General features: G+C 71.0%; 14 protein-coding genes. 9 read left to right on the plus strand and 5 right to left on the minus strand.

Annotated elements, in window-relative coordinates:
• Positions 1–202: 202 nt before the first annotated feature.
• Positions 203–880 carry a GntR family transcriptional regulator gene (locus tag ABFJ78_RS43460; RefSeq protein WP_436393298.1) on the minus strand — a complete coding sequence of 226 codons (678 nt, stop codon included), beginning with the start codon at positions 878–880 and terminating at the stop codon, positions 203–205.
• Positions 881–973: 93 nt separating this feature from the next.
• Between ABFJ78_RS43460 and ABFJ78_RS43465 the strand changes: the two genes are divergently transcribed.
• Positions 974–1,750 carry a DUF1932 domain-containing protein gene (locus ABFJ78_RS43465; protein ID WP_436393299.1) on the plus strand — a complete coding sequence of 259 codons (777 nt, stop codon included), beginning with the start codon at positions 974–976 and terminating at the stop codon, positions 1,748–1,750.
• Between the two features lie 83 nt (positions 1,751–1,833).
• Complete coding sequence (locus tag ABFJ78_RS43470; protein ID WP_436393300.1) at positions 1,834–3,159, plus strand: MFS transporter; 1,326 nt, start codon at positions 1,834–1,836, stop codon at positions 3,157–3,159.
• Here ABFJ78_RS43470 and ABFJ78_RS43475 read toward each other — a convergent pair.
• Positions 3,119–3,916 carry a hypothetical protein gene (locus ABFJ78_RS43475; RefSeq protein WP_436393301.1) on the minus strand — a complete coding sequence of 266 codons (798 nt, stop codon included), beginning with the start codon at positions 3,914–3,916 and terminating at the stop codon, positions 3,119–3,121. The two genes, ABFJ78_RS43470 and ABFJ78_RS43475, sit on opposite strands and share 41 nt — an antisense overlap.
• 208 nt (positions 3,917–4,124) lie before the next feature.
• Between ABFJ78_RS43475 and ABFJ78_RS43480 the strand changes: the two genes are divergently transcribed.
• The 5 genes from ABFJ78_RS43480 to ABFJ78_RS43500 all read left to right on the plus strand — a co-directional run bounded on the left by ABFJ78_RS43480 (position 4,125) and on the right by ABFJ78_RS43500 (position 8,614).
• Positions 4,125–5,150, plus strand: a complete 1,026-nt coding sequence (locus ABFJ78_RS43480) for an amidohydrolase family protein (protein ID WP_436393302.1) — start codon at positions 4,125–4,127, stop codon at positions 5,148–5,150.
• Positions 5,147–6,067 carry an amidohydrolase family protein gene (locus ABFJ78_RS43485; protein ID WP_436393303.1) on the plus strand — a complete coding sequence of 307 codons (921 nt, stop codon included), beginning with the start codon at positions 5,147–5,149 and terminating at the stop codon, positions 6,065–6,067. Before ABFJ78_RS43480 ends, ABFJ78_RS43485 begins: the two co-directional genes overlap by 4 nt.
• 19 nt (positions 6,068–6,086) lie before the next feature.
• A complete protein-coding gene (locus ABFJ78_RS43490) occupies positions 6,087–7,442 on the plus strand; it encodes an MFS transporter (protein ID WP_436393304.1) in 1,356 nt (451 codons plus the stop codon).
• A 72-nt stretch (positions 7,443–7,514) separates the two neighbouring features.
• Positions 7,515–8,243 (plus strand): ArsR family transcriptional regulator, encoded by a 729-nt coding sequence (locus tag ABFJ78_RS43495; RefSeq protein WP_436393305.1) that lies wholly within the window; start codon positions 7,515–7,517, stop codon positions 8,241–8,243.
• Positions 8,240–8,614, plus strand: coding sequence for a VOC family protein (locus ABFJ78_RS43500; RefSeq protein ID WP_436393306.1), 375 nt, complete (start codon positions 8,240–8,242; stop codon positions 8,612–8,614). Before ABFJ78_RS43495 ends, ABFJ78_RS43500 begins: the two co-directional genes overlap by 4 nt.
• On the opposite strand, the gene ABFJ78_RS43505 is transcribed toward ABFJ78_RS43500, so the two are convergent.
• Genes ABFJ78_RS43505 through ABFJ78_RS43515 form a run of 3 tightly spaced genes read right to left on the minus strand, consistent with a single transcriptional unit; the run spans position 8,611 to position 11,031 of the window.
• Positions 8,611–9,435 carry a hypothetical protein gene (locus ABFJ78_RS43505; RefSeq protein WP_436393307.1) on the minus strand — a complete coding sequence of 275 codons (825 nt, stop codon included), beginning with the start codon at positions 9,433–9,435 and terminating at the stop codon, positions 8,611–8,613. The genes ABFJ78_RS43500 and ABFJ78_RS43505 overlap by 4 nt on opposite strands.
• The gene (locus ABFJ78_RS43510; protein ID WP_436393308.1) at positions 9,435–10,667 is read right to left on the minus strand and encodes an RNA polymerase sigma factor; all 1,233 of its coding nucleotides are present in this window, start codon (positions 10,665–10,667) and stop codon (positions 9,435–9,437) included. Before ABFJ78_RS43510 ends, ABFJ78_RS43505 begins: the two co-directional genes overlap by 1 nt.
• Complete coding sequence (locus tag ABFJ78_RS43515) at positions 10,660–11,031, minus strand: YciI family protein (protein WP_436393309.1); 372 nt, start codon at positions 11,029–11,031, stop codon at positions 10,660–10,662. Before ABFJ78_RS43515 ends, ABFJ78_RS43510 begins: the two co-directional genes overlap by 8 nt.
• Before the next feature lie 222 nt (positions 11,032–11,253).
• Here ABFJ78_RS43515 and ABFJ78_RS43520 point away from each other — a divergent pair, with 222 nt between their 5' ends.
• Both ABFJ78_RS43520 and ABFJ78_RS43525 read left to right on the plus strand, forming a co-directional pair.
• A complete protein-coding gene (locus tag ABFJ78_RS43520) occupies positions 11,254–12,435 on the plus strand; it encodes a carbohydrate-binding protein (RefSeq protein WP_436393310.1) in 1,182 nt (393 codons plus the stop codon).
• Positions 12,436–12,621: 186 nt separating this feature from the next.
• Positions 12,622–13,902 carry an extracellular solute-binding protein gene (locus ABFJ78_RS43525; RefSeq protein ID WP_436393311.1) on the plus strand — a complete coding sequence of 427 codons (1,281 nt, stop codon included), beginning with the start codon at positions 12,622–12,624 and terminating at the stop codon, positions 13,900–13,902.
• The last annotated feature ends 16 nt before the right edge of the window (positions 13,903–13,918 follow it).

Consider the following 13,918-nt stretch of genomic DNA (forward strand, 5'->3'; position numbering starts at 1 on the left):
CGAAATTGTCAACAATCTTGGCGCGCAAGTTGGCGAGGTGAGTGGTGACGGGAGTGCGGCCGCTCTCGCGATGGCATGAACGGGTCGTTCATGCCATCCGGCGCGCTGAAAGGGTCGTTCATGACCTCGGACCGGGACACGACGCCATGAAAGGTCGTTCATGCCATCAGATGCACGAGACCTTTCCCACCGGCACCCCGCCTCACGGGCGCAGGTGCGAGACCTCCGCGGCATCCGCGGCCTTGAGCGCCTCGATCACGCTCGCCAGGTGCACCCGCGCCGCCTCGGCCGCGCGGGCCGCGTCGTGCGCGCAGATCGCGTCGATGATCGCCAGGTGCTCCGGCAACGACACCTGCGGCCGCCCCGGGCGCATCGCCAGCCGGAACTGGTGGCGCACACTCTGCCCGCGCAGGCGCTCCAGCACCTGCGCCGCCGTGTGCTGGCCGCTGATCTCGCGGACCCGGCGGTGCAGCCGCTGGTTGAGGCCCGAATACCCGACCACGTCGCCGGCCGCGACCGCCTGGTGCATCAGCTCGCCGAGCTCCTTCAGCTCGCCGACCTCCGCGTCGGAAACCCGCTCCGCCGCCTTCGCCGCGCACAGCGACTCCAGCATCATGCGGACCTCGGAGATCTCGACGGCCTCCTCCAGCGACACCGCGCGCACCCGCGCCCCGCGGTTCTGCACCCGCTCGACGAGCCCCTCGTTCGTCAGCTCGATCAGCGCCGCGCGCACCGTCGCGCGGCTCGCGGCGAACTGGCCGGACAGGTCCGCCTCCACCAGCCGCTGGTTGGGCACGAACTCGCCGCGGACGATCGCGTCGCGGATGGCCGCCACCACGGAACGCTCCCCCGGCTGCCGATCCGCAGCACTCTCGGTCATACCCCGACTCCGTTTGTTGAAGAGACGCCGTTTGTTGACAATTTTGTCGAGCACATCGTGTACTCGATCGTAGCTTGTCGAGAGGATTCTGCTATGTCCGGAACCATCGCGATACTGGGCCTCGGCGAAGCGGGCAGCGCGCTCGCCCGCGATCTGGCCGCCGCCGGCGCCGTCGTGCGCGGCTACGACCCGGCCGTGCCCGCCGCCGAAGGGGTCGTCGCCACCGGCTCCGAAGCCGACGCCGCCGAGGGCGCCGACCTGGTGCTCAGCGTGAACAGCGCGCACGCGGCCGTCGAAGCGCTCGAAGCCGGCCTGTCCGGCGTGAAGCCGGGCGCCGCCTGGGCCGACTTGAACACCGCCTCCCCCGGCACGAAGCGCAAACTCGCCGCCATCGCCGCCGAGCACGACGTGCCGTTCGCCGACATCGCGATCATGGCGCCGGTACCGGGTCGCGGCCTGCGTGTACCCATGCTCGCCACCGGGGTCGCCGCCGAGATTGTCGCCAATTCGCTCAACAGTTTCGGCGCCGCGATCGAGGTCATGACCGGCGACGCCGGACTCGCCGCCGAACGCAAGCTGCTGCGCAGCGTGTTCTTCAAGGGCATGTCGGCCGCCGTGGTCGAAGCGCTCGAAGCCGCGCGCGCCGCGGGTTGCGAGGACTGGCTGCGCAAGATCGTCGTCGACGAGCTCACCGCGGCGAACGCGGCCACCGTCGACCGGCTCGTCGACGGCTCCTACAAGCACGCAGTCCGCCGCACGGCCGAAATGGCGGCGGCCGCGGAGATGCTGAACGAGCTGGGCGTGCGAGCCGACGTCGCCGGCGCTTCTCGTGACCAACTTTCGCACATAGCTGATTCACAGGATTGTTGACAATCTTGCCGCGAGTCTTGTGTTCAATATCTCAGCCGATGTAGCTTCGGACACCTTCGCCACCCAGGACGAAAGGGACGAGGATGTCCACACGAGAACTCGGCGGCGCGGCCGCCGCCACGGTCCGGCTGTCCGTCCGGGTGACCGCGTTGTGCTGGGTTCTCGTGCTGCTCGACGGCCTGGACCTGTTCGTCTACGGGGCGACGCTGCCGGGCGTGCTGGCCGACAAGAGCTTCGGCCTGACCGCCGTCACCGGTGGCACCATCGGCAGCCTGACGACGTTCGGGATGATGCTCGGCGCGCTCACGTCGGGAATCCTGACCGACCGCACCGGGCGCCGGAAGATCATCATCACCGGCGTCGTGGTGTTCTCGCTGGCCGCGGCCGCGTGCGCCGCCGCGCCGACGGTCGAGTTCTTCGGCGCGGCGCGGTTCGTCGCCGGGATCGGGCTCGGCGGCCTGCTGCCGTCGGCGATCGCGATGGTCATGGAGTACGCGCCGGCGTGGCGGAAGAACCTCGCCGTCACCACGGTGATGACGGCCCACCAGGCGGGTGGCGCCCTGGCCGGGGCGCTGGGGATGACGCTCGTGCAGTCGCTCGGCTGGCGCTCGGTGTACTGGATCGGCGCGCTGCTGCTCGTGGTGGTGCTGCCGGCGGTCGTCTTCCTGCTGCCGGAGTCGCTGACGTTCCTGCTGGCCAAGGGCAAGACCCACCGCGCGCGGGCCATCGCGGACAAGTACGCGGTCTCGCTCGGCACGTTCGCGCCCGAACCGGCGGAAGACCGGCGCGGCGGCCTGCGCGGGCTGTTCACGCCGTCGGTGCGGATGACGACGCTGCTGTTCTGGATCGCCTCCTTCGCCGGCCTGCTGCTGGTGTACGGCGTCAACACCTGGCTGCCGACGATGATGCGCGGCAGCGGCTACAACCTCGGTTCCGCGATCAGCTTCCTGCTGGTGATCAACCTGGGCGGGATCGCGGGCATGCTCGTCGCCGGCCGGCTCGCCGACCGGTTCGGCGCCCGGCCGGTCGCGATCATCTGGTTCGCGCTGACGGCGTGCGGTGTCGGCCTCCTGGCGATCCACCTGCCGCTGGCCGTGACGTACGTGGTCGTGTTCCTCACCGGCGCGTGGCTGTTCAGCGCGCAGACGCTCATCTACGCGGCGGTCGGCTCGTACTACCCCGCCGACAGCCGGGCCACGGCGCTCGGCTGGGTGTCGGGCGTCGGCCGGCTGGGCGCGGTGTTCGGGCCGTGGCTGGGCGGGATCCTCGTCGCGAGCGGACTGTCCTCTTCGGGCTTCGTCGTGTTCGCGATCGCGGGCGTCCTCGGCGCGGCGATGGTGAGCCTGGTGCGCCGCGCCGGGAACCCCGTCAGCGTGGGCGAGGAGCGCACCACTGCGCGGTCGGCTTGACGATCGCGAGGACGAGCGTCGCGATGGCCGGGGTCAGCGTCAGCAGCAACCCGACGAAACCCGGGAACAGCCCGGCGCCGTAGTGCCCGATGCCGACCAGGTCGACCACGACCGTCGCGACGGCCACGAAGATCGCGAACCCGCTGCCGATGATGGTGAGCAGGCGGCCTATCGGCTTGCGCAGGAAGAGGAGGATGCCGCCGGGCAGCAGGGTGCCGACGAGGATCAGGTTCTCGACCAGGGCGACGATGAAGAGCCAGTGCAGGAAGCCGAGGCTCGAGATCCCGATGACGCCGGTGATCAGGCCGAGCAGCGAGGCGAGCCCGCCGAGCACGGCGAGGACCCCGGCGATGATGGCGGTGGCGCCGTTCGGCTGCGGCGGCTGCATGCCGTAACCGGTCGCGGGATAGGGCGCGGCCGGGTACGGCTGGGCGGCGAACCCGCCGGGGTAGGACGGCTGGCCGGGGTACGGCTGCTGCCCCGGGAAACCCCCCGACGGCGCGGGATAAGTCGGCTGCCCCGGGGCCGGCGGCGCGGGAAAGCCCCCCGACGGCGCCGGGTACGGCTGCTGACCAGGATCGGGCTGCGCGGCGAACCCGCCCGACGGCGACGGGTGCCCCGCTCCCGGCGGCGCGGCGAACCCGCCCGACGGCGCCGGGTACGGCTGCTGACCAGGGTCCGGCTGCGCCGGGAAACCACCCGAAGGTGCGCCGTACGGCTGCTGCCCCGGCGCTCCGGGGTACTGCGGATTCGTCATGACTTCCTCGGTCTCGGCTGACCGCCCCCACGGTGCGCCGACTCCGGCCCCGGCGGTTCGGCCGCAGTCTCTCACGCGGACCTGCGACGACCCCAACCACCGGCAGGCGAAGGATCTCAATCAGGTCAATCTCGTCGTAGATATTGTCAACAATTTCATCGACGATTAGTGTGCGAGTATCGAAGCCCAGAAGCGACGAGGAATCACCTTGATCATCGACTGCCACGGCCACTACACCACCGCCCCGCCCGCCCTCGCGGCCTGGCGCGACCAGCAGGTCGCGTCCCTGACCGGCGGCGCCCCCGCGCCCAAGCCGGCGGACCTGCGGATCAGCGACGACGAACTGCGCGAGACGATCGAGCCGAACCAGCTGCGCCTGATGGACGAACGCGGCATCGACCTCACCATCTTCTCGCCGCGCGCGTCGTTCATGGCCCACCACGTCGGCGGCTTCGAGACGTCGGCGGCGTGGGCGGCCATCTGCAACGAGCTCTGCCACCGCGTCAGCACGCTCTACCCCGAGCGGTTCGCGCCCGCCGCGATGCTCCCGCAGTCGCCGGGCGTCGACCCCGCCACCTGCGTTCCCGAGCTGACCCGCTGCGTCGAGGAGTACGGCGCCGTCGCGCTGAACCTCAACCCCGACCCCAGCGGCGGCCACTGGACCGCGCCGCCGCTCACCGACCGGTCGTGGTACCCGATCTACGAAAAGATGGTCGAATACGACATCCCGGCCATGGTGCACGTCAGCACCAGCGTGAACCCCGCGTTCCACACCACCGGCGCGCACTACCTCAACGCCGACACGACCGCGTTCATGCAGCTCGTGCAGGGCGACCTCTTCACCGACTTCCCGACGCTGCGGCTGGTCATCCCGCACGGCGGCGGCGCGGTGCCCTACCACTGGGGCCGGTTCCGCGGCCTCGCGATGGCGCTGGGCAAGCCCGAACTGGAAGAGCACGTCCTGAACAACGTCTTCTTCGACACCTGCGTCTACCACCAGCCGGGGTCGGACCTGCTCTTCGACGTCGTCCCGGCGCGCAACATCCTGTTCGCGTCCGAGATGATCGGCGCCGTCCGCAGCGTCGATCCGCGCACCGGCCACCACTTCGACGACACGCGCCGCTACGCCGAAGCCGCGAAACTGTCCGAAGAGGACTGGGCCGCGATCCGGGAGCACAACGTCCGCGCCATCTACCCGCGGCTGGACACCCTCCTCAAAGGACAGGGCCGATGATCGCGCGCGCGCCGAAGACGCCGGGCTGGCTGGACTGGTACCCCCATCCGTCCACCCCGGACTTCCGGCTACCCGAGGGCACCGTGGACGCGCACTGCCACGTTTTCGGCCCGCAGCACGAGTTCCCGTTCGCGGCCGAACGCAAGTACACGCCCTGCGACGCGAGCAAGGACCAGCTCTTCGCGCTGCGGGACCACCTCGGCGTCGCGCGGAACGTCATCGTGCAGGCCACCTGCCACGGCGCGGACAACTCGGCCATGGTCGACGCCGTCCGGGCGGCGGACGGCCGGGCGCGCGGGATCGCCACCGTCCGCCCGGATGTCAGCGACGAAGAACTCCGTCAACTCGACGAAGCGGGCATCAAGGGCGTCCGGTTCAACTTCGTGAAACGGCTCGTCGACGCCTCGCCCAAGGAGGACCTGAGCACCATCGCGAAGAAGATCGCGCCGCTCGGCTGGCACGTCGTGCTCTACTTCGAAGCCGCCGACCTGCCCGAGCTCGAGGACTTCTTCGGCGGCCTCCCCGCGCCGCTGGTGATCGACCACATGGGACGCCCGGACGTCACGAAACCCGTGCACGGCCCGGAGTTCACGCGGTTCCTGGAGTTCGTCGACCGCAACGACGTCCACGTGAAGGTGAGCTGCCCCGAGCGCCTCACCGTCACCGGCCCACCGGCCCTCGACGGCGAACGGCACGCGTACACCGACGTCGTGCCCTTCGCCCGGCGCGTCGTGACGGAGTTCCCGGACCGGGTGCTGTGGGGCACCGACTGGCCCCACCCGAACCTGAAGAACCACATGCCCGACGACGGCCTGCTCGTCGACTACGTCCCGCACATCGCGGAAACGCCCGAGCTGCGGCGAAAGCTGCTCGTCGACAACCCGATGCGCCTCTACTGGCCCGGCGAAACCGCCTGAAACCCCCGAAGGGCATGCAATGCAGCACGCCAACGCGCTCAACCGGCTGAACAGACTGCCGATTTCGCGGTTCCACAAGATCACCCTGCTCGCCGTCTCGTTCGCCTACTTCTTCGAGTTCGCGGACATCAACAGCTTCGCCACCACCGCGCCCAAGCTGATCAAGCTGTGGGGCGTGACGGTCGACCAGGTCGCCTACGTGACCTCGCTGTCGTTCGTCGGCATGTTCTTCGGCTCGATCATCGCGAGCAAGCTCGCCGACCGCTGGGGCCGGAAGAACGCGCTGATGTGGACGACCGTGTGGTTCGGCGTCTTCTCGTTCGCGGCGGTGTTCTCCTGGGACATCGTGTCCCTCGGGGTGTTCCGCATCCTGACCTCCGCCGGGCTCTCGGCGATGACCGTCGTCGCGGTCATCTACGTCAGCGAGCTGTACCCGGCGGCCAGCCGCGGCAAGTACCAGGCGTACGCGATCGTGATCGGCATCTGCGGCACGCCGGTGACGAACCTGATCGCGAGCGCGGTGGTGCCGATCAACTCCTGGTCGTGGCGGCTGGTGTACCTGTGGGGCGCGCTCGGCGTGCTGCTGGTGCTGTTCACGCGGCAGCTGAAGGAATCGCCGCGCTGGTACGAAAGCCGCGGCGAGCACGCCAAGGCGGACGCGGTGCTGCGCGAGATCGAGGAGCGCGTCGAGGCGGAAAAGGGCCCGCTGCCGGAGCCGGCGCCGGCGGTCGACGAGGCGCCGGTGGCCAAGGCGCCGCTGCGGTTGCTGCTGAAGAAGAAGTACCTGATGCCGACGTTGCTGCTGACGGTCCTGTGGGTGACGCAGACGATCGGCTTCTTCGGCTACTCGAGCTGGGCGCCGACGCTGCTGGCCAAGGAGGGCTTCAGCGTCGAGAAGTCCGTGTTCTACGTGGCGCTGACGACGGTCGGCGCGCCGCTGGGCTCGTACCTGGCGGCGCTGGTGACGGACCGCTTCGAGCGCAAGTGGTGCCTGGTCGCGTTCGGCACGGTCATCGCGCTGTGCGGCCTGTTCTACGGCCTGACGTTCAACCCGGTCCTCATCGTGGTGTTCGGCTTCCTGGTGAACCTGTTCGAGCGCGGTTACACGGCGCTGGGGTACGCGTACTCGCCGGAACTGTTCGACACGCGGGGCCGCTCGCTGGGCACCGGGGTGTCGTACGGCCTCGGCCGGCTGTCCAACGCGGTGGGTCCGTTGATCGTGGCCGCGTTGTACAACGGGAGCGGCTACCAGAGCGTGTTCCTGTTCATCGCCGGGACGTGGCTCGTGGGCGCGGTGGTGCTGGCGCTGTTCGGCCCGAAGACCCGCGCGGCGCGGCTGCAAGGGACCCCCGAGGCCAAGCCGGCCGGGGTCTGAGCCACCGGACCAGGGCCGCCGCGGGAACGGCGACCCTGGTCCATCAAGCCCGTTTGATGTATCTTCCGGGTCATGGAGGCGCCCGCGTTCGTCCGGCTGGCCGCCCACCCGCTGCGGTGGGCGCTGCTGTCGGCGCTGGCCGGGAGCGATCTGCGGGTGCGCGAACTGACCGAGCGCGTCGGCCAGCCGCAGAACCTCGTCTCCTACCACCTGCGGCTGCTCCGCGACGGCGGCCTGGTCGCCGCCACGCGCAGCAGCTTCGACGGCCGGGACAGCTACTACCACCTGGATCTCGACCGCTGCGCCGCCGCGCTGGCCGAAACCGGCTCGGCGCTGCACCCCGCGTTGCGCGGCGAACCACCGCCGGTGCCGTACGGGCGGATCGCCGTGCTGTTCGTCTGCACCGGCAACAGCGCCCGGTCCCCCATCGCCGAAGCCCTGCTCCACCGGCGGACCGGCGGCAAGATCGAAGTCACCAGCGCCGGTACGCGCCCGAAAACCGCGCTGCACCCGGACACGCTCCAAGTGCTGCGCGAAGAGTTCGGCATCGACTTCGCCGGGCAGCGGCCGCGGGCCCTCGACGTCGTCGCCGGCCGGCGGTTCGACCACGTCATCACGTTGTGCGACAAGGCCCGCGAGGCCTGTCCCGAGTTCGCCCACCATCCGCGACGCCGCCACTGGAGCGTGGCCGAGCCCTCGGGTTACGACGCGTTCCGGCGCACAGCGGCCGAAATCGACACCCGCGTCCGGCACCTGCTGCCGGATCTCGTTGTGGCACAAGGCAAGGAGGCCCGGCCATGACCGAGCAGTACGCCAGCGTCCGGTACGTCGTCGACGACGTCCCGGCGGCCCTCGACTTCTACACCACCCACCTCGGCTTCACCGTCCGCATGAACGCGGCGCCCGCGTTCGCCGACGTCGTCCGCGGGCCGCTGCGGCTGCTGCTCTCCGGGCCCGCCAGCTCCGGCGCCCGCGCCACCCCCGCCGACGCCGCGGCCGCCGGGCGCAACCGGATCCACCTCGTCGTCCCCGACCTCGACGCCGAGATCGCCCGGCTGACCGACGCGGGCCTCACCTTCCGCGGTGACGTCGTCGCCGGGCCCGGCGGCCGGCAGATCCTCCTGGCCGACCCCGCGGGCAACCTCGTCGAACTGTTCGAGTCCGCCCGCTAAGCCGTGAGCGCGGCGCGGCCGGCGTCGAAGCTGCGCAGCGCCGCGCCCACCGCCGCGGCCACCGTGACCTCGAAGACCTCGTCCTCACCGCACCCGGCGGCGAGCAGGGCGCGCACGTCGTCGTCGCGCACCCGGTGGGACGCGTCGCGGACCAGCGCCACGTAATCGCCCCACGGCGAAGGCAGCCCCTCCCCCGCGCCGGCCGCCCGCCGCAGTTCGGGGCTCGTGTGCGCGGGCTGCTCGAAGACGCTTTCCCGGAGGTCGTCCGGACCGTCGGCGAGCAGGAAGCCGGGGAACCGGTAGCCGGCGCGGTGCAGCGCCCGCGTGCCCGTCTTCAGCTGCCCGTCGAGCAGCTCGAAGCCGAACGCGTTCGCGAGCCGGTTGACGATGTTCCACACCAGGTTGACGTTCAGCGCCTCCGACACCGCGTGCGCGGGCAAGTCGCGCAGCGGCGCGGTGTCGAGGTCGGCGTCGCGCGAGACGTCTTCGAGGAACTGTTGCACGGCAAGCAGTTCCGGCCGGGGATCGAGGTCACCGCCGCCGGCGACGCGCACCAGTTCGGCGTGCGTGACCACGCAGAACGGGCACTCGTGCACCCGTGCCGTGCTCATCGCGAGGTATTCGCGCTCGGCGGCGGTCCAGTAGGACTCGCCGCGCATCGCGGGCGCGGTCAGCTCCAGCAGCGGACGGGTCAGGAACCCGGGCCGGTACAGCAGCAGCTTGACGATGTCCGGGCTCGTGACGCCGGAGAGCTTGCCCGTGACGGCCATGAAGACACGGGCCCGGCGGCGGTGGCCGGTGTCCAGAACGGACAGTCGCATCAGGACTCCAGTTCGTGCAGGCGGCGGTCGAGGAAACGGTGGTCGGCCGGGGATTCGGCCAGCTCGCGGGCCCGCCGGTACGCGGCGGCGGCGTCTTCGGGACGGCCGAGGCGGCACAGCAGGTCCGCGCGGGCGGCGTGCCAGAGGTGGTAGCGGTCGAGCCCCTCGATCGCGTCGACGAGAGCGAGCCCGGACGCCGGTCCCTCGGACATCGCGACGGCGACGGCGTGGTTGAGCGCGACCACGGGTGACGGCGCGAGCGTCCGAAGCTGCGCGTAGAGGGCGGCGATCCGCCCCCAGTCGGTGTCGGCCGCCGCGCGGGCCTGCGCGTGCTGGGCCGCGATCGCCGCCTGCAGCTGGTACCGCCCGACCGTCCCGTGACGCAGCGCCCGCCCGAGCACGCCGAGCGCCTCGGCGATCTCGGCGCGGTCCCACCGCCCGCGGTCCTGGTCTTCGAGCAGGACGACGTCGCCGTCGCCGGTGTAGCGGGCGGCCGAGCGCGAGTCCTGCAGCAGGAGCAGCGCGACCAGGCCGAGCGCTTCCGGCTCGTCCGGCATCAGCGTGGCCAGCAGCTTCGCCAGCCGGATCGCCTCGCGCCGCAGCTCCGCCGGCTCGTCGCGGCCGGACGGCGATACGTAGCCGCGGGTGAAGACGAGGTAGATGACCGCGAGGACGCCGGCGAGGCGGTCGGGCAGCAGGTGATCCGGCGGGACGCTCAGCGAGATGCCCGCGTCGCGGATCTTGCGTTTCGCGCGCACGAGCCGCTGCGCCAGCGCCGGCTCGGCGACGAGGAACAGCCGCGCGATCTGGGCGGCGGTCAGGCCCGCGACCGCCTGCAGCGTCAGCGCGACCCGGGCGTCTTCGGCCAGCGCCGGGTGGCAGCAGGTGAAGAGCAGGCTCAGCCGGTCGTCGCCGACCTCGGCGAGCCGGTCGTCGGGCAGGTGCACCGTGGTCACCCCGCTTTCCCCGGCCGCGACCTCGGCCAGCTTGGCCCGGCCGACGCGGGCCCGGCGGATCCGGTCGACGGCGCTGTTGCGCGCCGCGGTCAGCAGCCAGGCCGCGGGGTCGTCCGGGACCGTGGCGTCCCAGGTCCGCAGCGCCCGCGCGACCGCGTCCTGCAGGGCGTCTTCGGCGAGCTCGAAGTCGCCGAGCACCCGGACCAGCGCGGCGAGCAGCCGGGCGCGGTCCGCGCGGTAGACGCGTTCGACGGCACCGGCCGCCCGGTCAGCCACGGGCGGCGCGGTGGTCCAGCCCGGGCACGCCGGCGACCGGGCGGACCTCGATCGACCCCTGGGCGGCCATCGGGCACAGCGCGGCCAGCTCGAGGGCTTCGTCGAGGTCGCGGCAGTCGAAGACGTACACGCCGCCGAGGTGCTCGTGGGTTTCGGCGAAGGGCCCGTCCGTGATGAGCGTCCGGCCGTCCTGCACGGTCACCGTCGTGGCGGTGTGCTCGCCCTGCAGCGGGTGGCCGGAGACGAAGACGCCGCGGCGGCGGCACTCGTCGGCGAACGCGTTGACGGCGGCCAGCGACTCCTCGAACCCGGGGTCGCCCGGCTCGGGGCGTTCGCAGTTGTAGATCAGCAGCATGTAGAGCACGTGCGCTCCTTCGTCCGGCGTCGGTCGAAGAGGATGACGAACGAGACGACGGTAACTCGACAAGCCGCGCGGGACCCGCCGGAAACCGGCCCCGGAAATTACCAAAGGTAAGTTCTTGTGCCATCTTGACTTTACCAATGGTCAGGAGGAGAGTCCTCGCCACCTGATTCGTCTAGACCAATCAGCGAGCTCCGGCGGACGGCCATCCTCAGGAGGAGACCCATGTCCCGCAGAACCCGGACCACCACAGCAGCCCTGACGAGCGTCGCGACCGTGGCCGCGACCGCCCTGATCCTCACCGGCGGGGCCAGCGCGAGCCCGCCGGCCGCGGCGGCCGCCGACTGCGGGGTGCTGTTCGACGACTTCCACTACAACTCCCCCACCGACTCCGCGTTCAGCGGCGCCGGCTGGACCACCCGCAACGACGTCGGCAGCCCCGGCGTGGCCGGCGCGCGCTGGCTCACCAGCAACGTCACGTTCCCGACGGTGAACGGCGAGCGCGTCGCCCAGCTCGCCGCCGGCACCGACGGGAGCGCGGCCGGCACCACGCATTCGGAGATGTACCAGAACCAGCTGCGGTTTTTCGAAGGCACGTACGCGAGCCGCGTCCGCTTCACCGACGCGCCGGACAGCGGCACGGACGGCGACCACGTCAACGAAACTTACTTCACGATTTCGCCGCTGCGGTACGACCGCGACCCGCTTTACAGCGAGCTGGACTTTTCTGAGTACCTGCCCAACGGCGGCTGGGGCGGCCCGACGGCGAACTACCAGACCAGCTGGTACACGTACTGGAACAGCCCGACGTGGGACGGCCTGCGCACGTCCACCGCGCAGAACCGCAGTTTCGCGGGCTGGCACGACATCGTCACGCAGGTGTCGGGCGGGCACGTGAAGTACTACATCGACGGCGTGCTCACCGCGGACCACACGACCGACGCGCAGGGCAACCCGGTGTACCCGCGGACGCCGATGTCGATCAACTACAACATGTGGTTCATCGACACGGCCGGGCACACGAGCGGCAACAGCGTCTACACCGAACAGGTCGACTGGACGTACTACGCGGGCAACCAGGTGGTCTCGCCTTCGGACGCCGTCGCCCGCGCGGGTTCGTACCGGACGGCCGGAACGTCCCATGTGGACACCGTGACGGGGTGCACGACGCCGACCACCCCGCCGGCGACCACGACGACCAAGCCGACGACGCCGACCACCCCGACCACGCCCACCACGCCTTCGCAGCCGGCCGACTGCTCGACGGCGGCGGAGTGGGACTGGGGCACGGTGTACCTCGGCGGCCAGCGGGTGAAGCACAACGCGCACCTCTGGCAGGCGAACTGGTGGACTCAGGGGTCCGAACCCGGGCTCACCGCCCAGTGGGCCGACCTCGGCCACTGCTGAAGTCCGGCCGCGGCCCGGGTCAACGGGACCACCCCGGACCGCGGCCCCCTTCCCTCCGCCGAAAGCGCCCCAATGTGGCCTTCGGTGCGCCAGACGCACCCAAGGCGGCCTTCGGTGCGTCACACGCAACCAAGGCCACATTGGGGCGCTCCCCCACCCGTCAACCTTCACTCCCCGGGAACTCCCATGCGCAGACGCACTTTCGCCGCCGCCCTGGCCGTCGCCGCCGTGACCGCCACCGCCGCCTGCGGTACCGACACCCCCGCTCCGTCCGCCCAGGGCGGCGGGCAGCTGACCGTCTGGCTGATGAACGGCGACCTGTCCGACAAGGCCACCGCGGCGATCAACGCCGCGTTCGAGAAGGCCACCGGCGCGAAGGTCACCGTGCAGATCCAGGAGTGGGACAACATCAACACCAAGATCAGCACCGCGCTGGCCCAGGACAACACCCCCGACGTCATCGAAATCGGCAACACGAACGTCCCGCTCTTCGCCGCCAACGGCGCGCTCACCGACCTGAACCCGCACCGCGACGAGCTCGCCGCGGGCCAGACCTGGCTGGCCGGCCTGGCCGGTCCGGCCACTGTGGACGGACACGTCTACGGTGCCCCGCTCTTCGCCGGCAACCGCGCGGTCATCTACGACAAGCAGGTCTGGGCCGACGCGGGGATCACCGCGCCGCCGAAGACGTTCACCGAGCTCACGCAGGACCTCGACAAGATCAAGGCCAAGCACCCCGCCGCCGACTACTCGGCCTTCCACTTCCCCGGCAAGTACTGGTTCGGTGCGCTGCAGTTCGTCTGGGACGCCGGTGGCCAGATCGCGACGCAGAAGGACGGCAAGTGGGCCGGCGCGCTCGAGAGCCCCGAGGCGCAGAGAGGCCTGCAGGCCTGGAAGGACTTCCAGAACGCCTACTCCTCCCCCGCCTCCCGCAACGTCGACACCAAAGCTCCCGACCAGGCCGCGATCTTCTCCGCCGGCGGCGCCGGGGCGATCCTCGACACGAGCGTCAACACCGTCGTCAAGAACAAGCCGGAGCTGAAGGACCGCCTGGGCACCTTCCCGTTCCCCAGCGCCACGCCCGGCCGGACGCAGCCGGTGTTCCTCGGCGGGTCCGACCTCGCCATCGCCGCCAAGAGCCGCAACCAGGACCTCGCGCTGGCCTACCTCAAGGCCGCGACGGACCCGGCCGTCCAGCGCGACGCGATCGTCGGCATCGACGGCTGGACCCCCATCTCCACCCAGCTGATCGACCAGATCACGCCGACTCTCCCGCCGCTCAACGCCGCCTTCGCCACCGCGGCCAAGACGAGCGTCGCCACCCCGGCCGCGCCGGGCTGGGCGACCATCGAGAGCGACAAGTCGATCAACACCTTCTTCGCGGACATCGCCACCGGGCGCCGGCCGATCGCCGACGCCGCCAAGGACTTCGACGCTCACCTGACCGAGGCGCTCAACGCCCGCTGACCGGCGGGGTGGCCCG

This window comes from Amycolatopsis sp. MEPSY49, assembly GCF_051337345.1.
Lineage (GTDB): Bacteria > Actinomycetota > Actinomycetes > Mycobacteriales > Pseudonocardiaceae > Amycolatopsis.